Annotated in this window: 8 protein-coding genes, 1 rRNA gene and 1 pseudogene; all 10 read right to left on the bottom strand. The window is 36.5% G+C overall.

What is annotated here, in order from left to right:
- A 16S ribosomal RNA gene (locus DKK70_RS00130) occupies nt 1–330 on the bottom strand; the annotation flags it as partial.
- Between the two features lie 301 nt (nt 331–631).
- Complete coding sequence (gene purT / locus DKK70_RS00125) at nt 632–1,813, bottom strand: formate-dependent phosphoribosylglycinamide formyltransferase (protein WP_110432228.1); 1,182 nt, start codon at nt 1,811–1,813, stop codon at nt 632–634.
- Nucleotides 1,814–1,905: 92 nt separating this feature from the next.
- A complete protein-coding gene (locus tag DKK70_RS00120; RefSeq protein WP_110432227.1) occupies nt 1,906–3,204 on the bottom strand; it encodes an adenylosuccinate synthase in 1,299 nt (432 codons plus the stop codon).
- 19 nt (nt 3,205–3,223) lie between these two features.
- Nucleotides 3,224–4,186 (bottom strand): protease modulator HflC, encoded by a 963-nt coding sequence (gene hflC / locus DKK70_RS00115; protein ID WP_110432226.1) that lies wholly within the window; start codon nt 4,184–4,186, stop codon nt 3,224–3,226.
- 11 nt (nt 4,187–4,197) lie between these two features.
- Nucleotides 4,198–5,418 carry an FtsH protease activity modulator HflK gene (hflK, locus tag DKK70_RS00110; protein WP_110432225.1) on the bottom strand — a complete coding sequence of 407 codons (1,221 nt, stop codon included), beginning with the start codon at nt 5,416–5,418 and terminating at the stop codon, nt 4,198–4,200.
- Between the two features lie 23 nt (nt 5,419–5,441).
- On the bottom strand, nt 5,442–6,737 hold the full coding sequence (gene hflX / locus DKK70_RS00105; protein WP_110432224.1) for a ribosome rescue GTPase HflX: 1,296 nt from the start codon (nt 6,735–6,737) through the stop codon (nt 5,442–5,444).
- A 21-nt stretch (nt 6,738–6,758) separates the two neighbouring features.
- On the bottom strand, nt 6,759–7,004 hold the full coding sequence (gene hfq / locus DKK70_RS00100; RefSeq protein ID WP_065555596.1) for an RNA chaperone Hfq: 246 nt from the start codon (nt 7,002–7,004) through the stop codon (nt 6,759–6,761).
- Nucleotides 7,005–7,315: 311 nt separating this feature from the next.
- Complete coding sequence (miaA, locus tag DKK70_RS00095; protein WP_110432223.1) at nt 7,316–8,227, bottom strand: tRNA (adenosine(37)-N6)-dimethylallyltransferase MiaA; 912 nt, start codon at nt 8,225–8,227, stop codon at nt 7,316–7,318.
- A complete protein-coding gene (gene mutL / locus DKK70_RS00090; RefSeq protein ID WP_110432222.1) occupies nt 8,224–10,086 on the bottom strand; it encodes a DNA mismatch repair endonuclease MutL in 1,863 nt (620 codons plus the stop codon). Before mutL ends, miaA begins: the two co-directional genes overlap by 4 nt.
- 20 nt (nt 10,087–10,106) lie before the next feature.
- Nucleotides 10,107–10,811: pseudogene (locus tag DKK70_RS00085) on the bottom strand (N-acetylmuramoyl-L-alanine amidase); the annotation flags it as partial.
- Between the last annotated feature and the right edge of the window lie 47 nt (nt 10,812–10,858).

The raw sequence follows: 10,858 nt of genomic DNA, 5'->3' as shown, positions 1-10,858 counted from the left end.
GACCGTGTCTCAGTTCCAGTGTGGCTGGTCATCCTCTCAGACCAGCTAGAGATCGTCGCCTTGGTAAGCCTTTACCCTACCAACTAGCTAATCCCATATGGGTTCATCAAATGGCGCATGGCCCGAAAGTCCCATGCTTTGGTTTCTCAACATTATGCGGTATTAGCAGTCGTTTCCAACTGTTGTCCCCCTCCATTCGGCAGATCCCCATACTTTACTCACCCGTCCGCCACTCGTCATCAAGTGCAAGCACTCATGTTACCGTTCGACTTGCATGTGTTAAGCCTGCCGCCAGCGTTCAATCTGAGCCATGATCAAACTCTTCAATTTAAAGTTTGATGCTCAATAACTGTCTCTGACATAATTCAAATGAATCTTCAGTGTCACTTATCAAGACTTAATTTTTTAGTCCGTAGACTTTTAATTTTTCGTCTCGCAAGTGCCCACACAGATTGTCTGTTTCTTCTTTTTAAAGAGCTGACAGCTTATTAATTAACTTCACAATTTCTTGTTTTAGTTTGCTGTCTCAAGGGTTGCGTATGTTACGCATTTCGAATGCCGTAGTCAACCCCTATTTTAGAAAATTCTTTTTTTTTGTATCAAGTGATTTATTTTTAATCAAAATAGCGGTTTATAGGGTTATTTTTAGCTGATTAATTGCATTAACCGCTTTTTTAATTGCTTCACCTACCGTTGCAGCTTTAGCTAAAGCAACGCCCATTCTTCTGGTTCCTTTAACTTCTGGTTTACCAAATAAACGTAAATCAGTATCAGGCTCACTTAATACTTTATCTAAATTAGCGAAAGTAACACTATCCGAATCACCATTTGCTAACAATACTGCCGAAGCACTTGGACCATATTGTTCAATTAATGGTACTGGTAATCCGAGAATTGCTCTGGCATGCAATGCAAACTCCGACAGATTTTGCGATATTAAGGTCACCATTCCAGTATCATGTGGTCTTGGTGATACTTCACTAAACCATACCTGATCGCCTTTAACAAATAATTCTACACCAAATAAACCATAACCACCTAGAGCTTGGGTTATTTTTGTAGCGATATCTTTAGCTAAGCATAATGCATTATCTGACATCTGCTGTGGTTGCCAAGACTCGCGATAATCACCGTTTTCTTGTCGATGACCAATAGGTTCACAATAGGAAACACCATTAATGTGTCTAACTGTTAATAAGGTAATTTCATAATCAAAATCAACGAAACCTTCAATAATGACTTTACCGCTACCAGCTCGGCCACCTTCTTGTGCATATTTCCAAGAAGATTCAATATCCGCGTCACTTCTCAATAAAGATTGTCCTTTGCCAGAGGAACTCATTACGGGTTTAACTAAACAAGGAAAACCTATTTCCTTAACTGCGAGTTTATATTCAGCTTCATTTGATGCAAAACGGTATGGTGAGGTTGGTAACTTAAGTTCTTCTGCGGCCAGACGACGAATACCTTCACGATTCATCGTTAATTGCGTCGCTTTCGCGGTGGGAATAACAGTAAATCCGGCTTCTTCTAATTCGACCAAGGTGTCGGTTGCTATTGCTTCTATTTCAGGAACAATATAGTCAGGTTTTTCAGCCTCGATAACTTTTCTAAGTTCATTACCATCTAGCATATTGATAATATGATAACGGTGGGCAACTTGCATCGCAGGTGCATTAGCATAACGATCAATAGCAATAACTTCACAGCCAAAACGCTGTAATTCAATAACAACTTCTTTGGCTAATTCACCTGCGCCACAGAGTAATACTTTTGTTGCACTAGGTGATAACGGTGTCCCTATTTTCGCCATAATATCCTCTTATAGGTTTAGACCATTATACTTTATTAATAAGCTTAAAATAAAAAATCGGGATAATTTTCCCGATTTTTCTTAATTTAAAATTATACTGAATATGGATCACGTAAAATCATGGTTTCACTTCGATCTGGTCCAGTCGAGATAATATCAATTGGTGTTTCAGTTAATTCTTCAATTCGCTTGATATAAGCTTTAGCCGCTTGTGGTAAAGCGTCATAACTTTTTATACCAAAAGTTGATTCGCTCCAACCTGGCATAGACTCATATACTGGTTTGACTAAACTCCAATCTTCAGCGGCAGCCGGTGCATTTTTAATCACATCACCATTTGGTAATTGATAACCGACACAAATTTTTACCTCTTTAAGACCATCTAAAACATCAAGCTTAGTTAAACAAAAGCCAGAAACTGAATTAAGTTGCACCGCTTTGCGTACCGCAACAGCATCGAGCCATCCAGTACGACGACGACGACCGGTGGTTGCGCCAAATTCATTACCTTGCTTACAGAGATATTCACCAACGTCATCAAATAATTCCGTTGGGAAAGGACCTGCACCAACACGAGTTGAATAAGCTTTAACAATACCTAATACATAACCAACATAACGAGGACCAAAACCAGATCCTGTTGCGACACCACCAGCAGTGGTATTTGAAGAAGTAACAAAAGGATAAGTACCATGATCGATATCAAGCAGAGTACCTTGAGCACCTTCAAACATGATTCTTTCGCCTTTTTTACGAGCATCTTCTAAAAGGGTCGGAATATCGGCAATCATAGCCACTAAAATATCGGCAATCGCTAAAGTCTCATCAAGAACTTTCTGATAATCAACAGCTTCTGATTTGTAGTAATTAACTAATTGGAAGTTATGATACTCCATGACTTCCTTCAATTTTTCAGCAAATGCTTGACGATCACGTAAATCACCAACACGTAGTCCACGACGGGCCACTTTGTCTTCATATGCAGGACCAATACCACGACCGGTGGTACCAATTGCTTTATTACCACGAGCTTTTTCTCGGGCTTGGTCTAATGCTATATGGTAAGGCAAAATTAAAGGACATGATTCTGAAATAAGAAGTCTCTCTTTAACCGGAATACCATTATCCTCAAGCTCTTTCATCTCTTTCATAAGCGCATCAGGGCAAAGCACAACACCATTAGCAATGATACTAATGACGTCATTACGTAAAATACCTGATGGAATTAGATGTAATACTGTCTTTTCACCATTAATAACTAAGGTATGACCAGCATTATGTCCGCCTTGATAACGTACCACATATTTTGCTTTTTCTGTGAGTAAATCAACAACTTTTCCTTTGCCTTCATCACCCCATTGTGTACCTAGCACAACAACATTATTACTCATAGTTTATTTACTCATTGTGTTATTTGTTAGACTTTAGTTTCATGTATTTGAAAAATTCACTATCAGGACTAATGACCATAACATCATTACCTGTAAAACTTTGTTCATAAGCTTTTAAACTACGAATAAAGCTAAAAAACTCAATATCTTTACCAAAAGCATCTGCATAAAGTTTAGCTGCATTTGCATCACCTTCACCACGAATAGCACGAGCTTGGCGCTCTGCTTCTGATATAATCTTAGTTTTTTCAAATGTAGCTTCTGCTCTTATTTCTTCTGCCGTTTTTTTACCTTCATAACGCTTTTCACGCGCGATAACACCACGTTCAGCTCGCATGTTAGCATAAATTGATTCGGATACTTCAGCAGGGAAATTAATTTGTTTGATTCGAACATCAACCACAACTACCCCAAAAGCCCTTAAACTGGTTTTACTATTTTCAGGATCTTTTTTCGCATCAGTGACTAATTTATCAATAGGTAAATTTTCTTCAACATCTTGCAGTGAGCCATTTAGCGCATCTTTAACACTCGTCATCAATGAATTTCTTGATTTAGTATCAGCGTTAGAATCATTAATGATATCTCGGTTACTTAATTTACCAATTTCAGAACGCAAACGACCATTTAAGCGAGCCAAAATTAAGTCATTGACATCATTACCACCAGCAATAGTTTCATAATAACGATTAAAATCAACAATTTTCCATTGGACAAAATAGTCAACAATTAACTCTTTCTTTTGAACGTTAAAAAAGCGTTTTTCATTATTATTATTTGAACTATTAGTAGTTTGTATTTTAGCGTCGATGGTTTTAATACTATCAACCAGTGGCATTTTAAAATGTAAACCTGGTTCTGATAACCCAATTATCTTATTAAAACGTAAGACAACACCGCGCGTACCTTCCTCAATAACATAAACACTTGAATAAAGTACAACCATTAAAATTAAAACTATAGGAATCAATAATTTTCGCATCTTTTTTCTCCTTATCGTCCCATAGTTCGTCTACTGCGATTAGTAGAACTGTTATTATCAGTCATAGAGTTTTGTGCTTCATTACTATTTTGAGAAGTACTCTCAAAATTCTCTGATGTAGTAGTTGGTAAATTAATATTATTATCACCACCTAAATTTGAGAAGTTAGCTGATTCAGTTAATTGTTCACTTTTATTTTTCATCAATTGCTCTAATGGTAATACTAACAAATTACCACTCTTATCATTAACAATGACTTTTTGGGTTTTAGTTAATATTTTTTCCATCGTTTCAATATATAAACGATCTTTAGTAATTTCAGGTGCAGCTTTATATTGCGGTAATAATTTTTCAAATCGTTCAACATCACCAACCGCCTCTAATTCAACTTTTACTTTATAGGCATTGGCATCGGCTAAAATAGTGGCAGAACGACCTTCCGCTTGCTGAACTAACTGAACTTTATCAGCTTTAGCTTGTTTTATTTCTCGCTCACTATCATTTTGCGCTCGAATGGCATCAGCGTAAGCATCTTGTACTTCGACAGGAGGACGAGCTACTTGGAAGTTAAGATCAACAATAGTAATCCCCATATCATAATGAGAAATAACATTGTTAAGTTCTTCTTTAGTGCTGTTCTCTAAAACTGCACGACCATCTGAAATAATTGCATCAATATTTGAACTACCAATAGAAGTTCGAAGTGCACTATCAGCTGCTTGGCGTAAACTATCTTCAACATTAGTTACATTAAATAGATATTTGATAGGATCGCTAATTCGATATTGAACGTTCATTTCAACAAAGACTAAGTTTTCACCTTTATCACTTGTTGTAATGATATCCCCTTGAACATTAAAGTTATAAGTACCCTGAGTATCGACTTTATAAACTTTATCAATAAAAGAGGGATTCCAATTTAAACCAGGTTGGATAATTTCTGGTTGAACTTGCCCAAAACGAGTTATTACCCCCCGTTGATTTTGGTTGATAGTATAAAAACCACTACCCGCCCAAATCAGGACAAGCACGGCTACTATTAACATAATAATTTTCGAAGTATTCATCGGTAATTTAATATCAGCAGAACCCTGATTATTACCTGAATTCCCGTTTTTTAGGAGATTTTTGATTTGATCAAGTATCCCTCCCGCCGAAGAATTGGAAGGTTTCTTGTTATTTCCCCATGGGTCGTTATCTTGTCCGTTATTGCCGGGCTGATTCCACGCCATATTTTATATGCTCCATTTAACAATTAGTTGTTATTTTGCGTATTGATTAAGTATAACAGATCTGGCTCTTGTTTACAGAGGCGATTCCATTCAATTAAAGGTATTCTTATATTTAGATGAAAACTTCCGTCATCTTCAATGGTTTCATGCTCCACCGCATTTAATTTATATAATCGGCTTCTAAGTTTAGCTAAATAGGGAGGTAAATTTAATTGGCAAACTTGAATCTGCCTGACAAGCCTCTCTTTTAATGCAGAAAATAGGAGATCTAATCCTAAACTATTTTGAGCAGAAATCCAAACTCGGATTGGCACCCCATTTTCATCACGATCGATACTTGGTTGTTTACCTTCGATTAAATCAATTTTATTCATCACTAACAAGGTAGGAATATCCTGTGCATCAATTTCCAACAAAACTTCATCAACCGCTTGAATATTATCCAATAGATTAGGATCAGCGGCATCAACAACATGTAATAGTAGTGATGCTTCTTGTGTTTCTAATAAAGTTGCTTTAAAAGCAGCAATAAGATCATGGGGTAAGTGACGAATAAATCCGACGGTATCAGCTAAAACAACTTCACCAACGTCTTTGACATTTATGCGTCTTAAAGTTGGATCAAGTGTGGCAAACAATTGATCGGCAGCATAAACATCAGCATTAGTTAATGCATTAAACAGGGTCGATTTACCGGCATTAGTATAACCAACTAATGATACCGTTGATAAATCTGCTTTGTTTCTAGATTGACGATTTTGATTGCGTTGTTTTTCAACTTTAGCAAGTCTTGATAAAATTAATTGAATACGTTGACGGATTAATCGTCTATCGGTTTCTAACTGAGTTTCACCCGGCCCACGAAGACCAATCCCACCTTTTTGACGTTCTAAGTGAGTCCAACCACGAACTAATCGAGTCGATAAGTATTGTAATTGTGCTAATTCAACTTGCAATTTACCTTCATGTGTTCTAGCTCGTTGTGCAAAAATATCGAGAATTAATCCGGTTCTATCGACTACGCGACATTCACATAACTGTTCAAGATTACGTTCTTGAGTTGGTGTTAGGGTGTGATTGACTAAAATCACTGAGGCATTGAGTTCTTTTACTTTATCGGCGATTTCTAATGCTTTTCCTTCACCAATAAAATATTTAGCTTGTGGGGACTTTCTTGAGGTTGTCACAATATCGAGAATTTCAATTTGAGCAGAAGAAACAAGTACTTCAAACTCTTTTAAATCCTCGATATCGTTTTCTTGAGGGAAGAATACATGGACTAATAAGGCAGACTCGCCACCTTTATATCGCTCAAACAATCACATTCTCCACTCAAATAATTAGCTTTCGCTTTCCTCTTCAGGTTGAGATACCAATCCCGAAATTGGTCTTGACGGTACCACTGTTGAGATTGCGTGCTTATATACCATTTGGCTAACAGTATTTTTTAATAAAATAACAAATTGATCAAATGACTCAATTTGTCCTTGTAATTTAATACCATTAACTAAATAGATTGATACCGGAATATGCTCGCGACGAAGCAAATTTAGATAAGGATCTTGTAATGACTGCCCTTTTGACATGAGTTTATCCTTTAAGATGAAATAAAAATATAAAGATAAAATAAATTTACAATCAACACGCTAATTTAGCTGATTGCAACATAAAATACTTATGTAGTGTTTATCAAAATAACATAAAAAACCCAGCTCTTAAACTAATCAAAGGCAATTTATGCACAAATAACTAAAAATTTAATAAATTAACGAAATTTAAACAAACAAACAACTTTTAACATCAGTATAAGTAGAAAGTTTTTTAAGAAATGAAAAAATTTTGTGTACTATTATAACCAATAGAAAAAATATCAAAAGCTATTACTACAATTTGTAAATTAAAAAATCTGATTAAAAACTGTTTCCATATTATCATTATTTAACCAAGTTATCGATTGTTTCCAGCCTCTAAGCCAAGTAATTTGTCGTTTTGCTAATTGGCGAGTAGCACAAATTCCTTTAAAAACCATCTCATCATAACTACTATCGCCATTTAGATACTCCCACATTTGTCGATATCCTACACAACGCATTGAAGGTAGATTCAAATGAAGATCGGCGCGCTGCATAAGTTTTTTTACTTCATCTTCAAAACCTTGATCTAACATTTGTAAAAAACGTTGCTCAATGCGGTGATGTAATTCGGCTCGATCTTCCGGCATGATGGCTAATTGCATAATATCATAAGGTAATGCTTCACCACTTTCTTGTGTTAATTCGGTTAAACTTTTACCAGAAATAAGATAAACCTCTAATGCTCGATTAAGGCGCTGTGGATCATTAGGGTGAATTCGCTCAGCTGACACAGGATCAACCTTTTTTAACTCCTCATGAATCGCTTGCCAACCTAATCTATTGGCCTTTTCTTCAATCTGTTGGCGAATATCACTATTGGCAGCCGGTAACGGCGAAAGCCCCTCAATTAACGCTTTAAAATATAACATTGTTCCACCAACTAATAATGGTGTTCGACCATTGCTTAATGATTTTTCTATTTCTACAATGGCATCATGCCGAAAATTGGCAGCAGAATAACTTTCCGCTGGATCACAAATATCAATAAGTTTGTGTGGGTATTTCTGTTGTTCTTCTTTGGTTGGCTTAGCACTGCCAATATCCATACCTCGATAAATAAGTGCTGAATCAACACTAATAATATCGATCGGGTATTTGTCATAAAGGGCCATCGCAAAAGCGGTTTTACCTGATGCTGTTGGCCCCATTAACGAGATAATTTTGGGTTTATTCATGATAAAATTGATTGTGATAAAGATTGAAGATCAATCGGATATAAAAAGCTATCTTGTTGTAACAAATTATTATCTATCTGTTCCAATTGTGCCAATAACTGGATAGTTTTATTTACACTCCAATTTTCAGCATAATCATTGTCGGCATTTTCAATTAACCAAATCGCGATTTGCGTCGGGTCGAGTACATCTTTAGCTGATGATAAAAGGAACGCAATTAACATGGGTAATAATTTTTGCCAATTTGTGGTTCGTAACATTTTCGGTACATTATGCAAATGTAGTTTAGCTTTATCAATATAAAAATCAAAACCTAAAAACTTCAATTGGTCTTGATAATCATTTAAAGCATCCTGTTCTTTCTTATTGACTAAAATTGTTAATGTAATAAGTAACTTTTCAGACTCATGAGATAATATTTTAATGGCATTTACTTTCTGTTGAGCAACCGACAACTTCATTAACATAAACTGCTGTTGATTATTTTCAGTCTTCTCAAGCAAGGCTATATCAGGTTGCATAACCGTTAATACTCGACCAAATTGCACTAATGAGGAACTATCAACTTGCTGATGCAAGGATTGCAATGGAACATCCCGTTTAGGAAATAAGCCCTCAATAACCGCCTGTTGTGGTGCCGTTATTGAACTATCATCATCAGCTAATTCAAGTGACCTTAAGCGCGTTTTTTCGATTGAACCTTTTAGCTTTGTATCAACCAACTGGCCATAAAGCGTATTTTCTTTAACATGGTTAATTGGCTTTTTCGGTAATGCGCTAGTTGGTGAATAAGTTTTATGCTCAGTTTGGTTTTTTTGATTAAAAATATTCTCACCGGCAGCTTGTCGATTCGGTATCATTACCGTTTTTTCATCATCAGCTGCAAGTTGTTGACTTGATTCAAGAGCCATTACAATGGCTTGATATACAAAGTCATGTACTAATCTTGCTTCATGAAATCGCACTTCATGCTTAGCAGGATGAACATTAACATCGACTTGTTTAGGGTCAATCTGTAAAAAAGCCACATAACTCTGTTGTTCATTGGTTCGGCTACTGTAAGCTTGACGCAAAGCATGATTGATTAATTTATCTTTTATGACTCGGCCATTAACATAAAAATATTGTAGTTCACTCACTTCACTACTACTAACCCAGCCTTGGATCTGCAAATCATTATGCTGCCAATCTAATTTTATCGCTTTTTGAACAAATGACCGACCACAAACTGACTCAACCCGTTTTTCAAGCGGGGATTGGCGATACTGTTTAATGAGTTTACCATTGTGTTGCAAATTAAAAGTGACATCAGGTCGCGCAAGAGCAATACGTCGAACAAACTCCTCAATATGCATAAATTCTGTTTTATCGGTTTTGAGAAAGCGGCGTCTAGCAGGTGTATTATAAAATAGATCAAGAACTTCAACGGTTGATCCAACCGGGTGCGCGGCTGGCTTAATCGTTGGTTTCATATCTCGACCTTCAGCATAAACTTGCCATGCTTCAGATTGATCGGCTGTGCGTGAAGTTAGCGTTAATCGAGCAACAGAACTTATACTTGCTAGCGCTTCACCACGAAAGCCTAAGCTCATAATGCTATCTAAATCATCCAGTGTATTAATTTTGCTAGTTGCATGGCGAGCTAAAGCTAATGCTAATTCAGCTTTAGCAATACCACTACCATTATCGCGAATACGGATTAATTTACTACCACCTTGTTCAACATCAATATCAATTTGCGTACTACCAGCATCAAGGCTGTTTTCAACTAACTCTTTGATCACCGAAACCGGCCGTTCTACCACTTCACCAGCAGCGATTTGGTTAGCTAATTGAGGTGATAGAATATGAATTGCCATTAATGTTTTTCTCCAAATTTAGGATTCTGTTTAACATAATTTTTTATCCCCTGATAAATCACTTTAGCTATTTTATCTTGATGGGCATTACTTGCTAACAATCGTTCTTCAGCTTCATTAGTTATAAATCCAACTTCAATCAATATTGAAGGGATATCTGGTGAACGCAATACGCCTAAACTGGCATGTTCAGGTATACCTTTATGCAGTTTAATCACACCGTCCATCTCTTTTAACACCTGAGTTGCTAGTTCATAACCAACTCGTTGTGAATAAGAGAATTGTAAGTCGAGTACTGCTTGGCTTAAATTTTGGTCATGATCATCACTCAAAGCATCACCTGCGCCACCTAATAATTGTGATTGCTTTTCATCTTGTTCTAGCCAACGACCCAACTCGGTATCGGCTCGTTTAGTTGATAATACCCAAATTGATGCGCCAGTGGCGTTACGATTAGGTGCGGCATCAGCATGGATAGAAATTAATAAGTTTGCCTTACTTTTACGCGCAATATCCGAACGCTCATGAACAGAGATAAAATTATCTGTTCTACGGGTTAATACCCCTTTAAAATTGGGATCTTTATTTAATAAATTAGTTAATTTTTTCGCTATCGAAATAGTGACATTTTTTTCGTATAACTGATTTTGACCAATTGCCCCCGAATCCTTGCCGCCATGACCAGCATCGACAGCTATGACAACTTTCGACGCATAAACTGAGCTACATAGAAATAATAATATAAAAAAAGTGAGTATTTTCTTCATGGTTT

Source organism: Gilliamella apicola (assembly GCF_003202655.1).
In the GTDB taxonomy this organism is placed as follows: Bacteria; Pseudomonadota; Gammaproteobacteria; order Enterobacterales; family Orbaceae; genus Gilliamella; species Gilliamella apicola_R.
The sequence above is the reverse complement of the archived record's forward strand: the minus strand, read 5'-3'. Positions and strand labels throughout refer to the sequence as shown.

Excerpts from the sequence above, each read along its gene's own strand:
- purT (WP_110432228.1), bottom strand. The coding sequence starts at position 1,813 with ATGGCGAAAATAGGGACACCGTTATCACCTAGTGCAACAAAAGTATTA.
- DKK70_RS00120 (WP_110432227.1), bottom strand. The coding sequence starts at position 3,204 with ATGAGTAATAATGTTGTTGTGCTAGGTACACAATGGGGTGATGAAGGC.
- hflC (WP_110432226.1), bottom strand. The coding sequence starts at position 4,186 with ATGCGAAAATTATTGATTCCTATAGTTTTAATTTTAATGGTTGTACTT.
- hflK (WP_110432225.1), bottom strand. The coding sequence starts at position 5,418 with ATGGCGTGGAATCAGCCCGGCAATAACGGACAAGATAACGACCCATGG.
- hfq (WP_065555596.1), bottom strand. The coding sequence starts at position 7,004 with ATGTCAAAAGGGCAGTCATTACAAGATCCTTATCTAAATTTGCTTCGT.
- miaA (WP_110432223.1), bottom strand. The coding sequence starts at position 8,227 with ATGAATAAACCCAAAATTATCTCGTTAATGGGGCCAACAGCATCAGGT.
- mutL (WP_110432222.1), bottom strand. The coding sequence starts at position 10,086 with ATGGCAATTCATATTCTATCACCTCAATTAGCTAACCAAATCGCTGCT.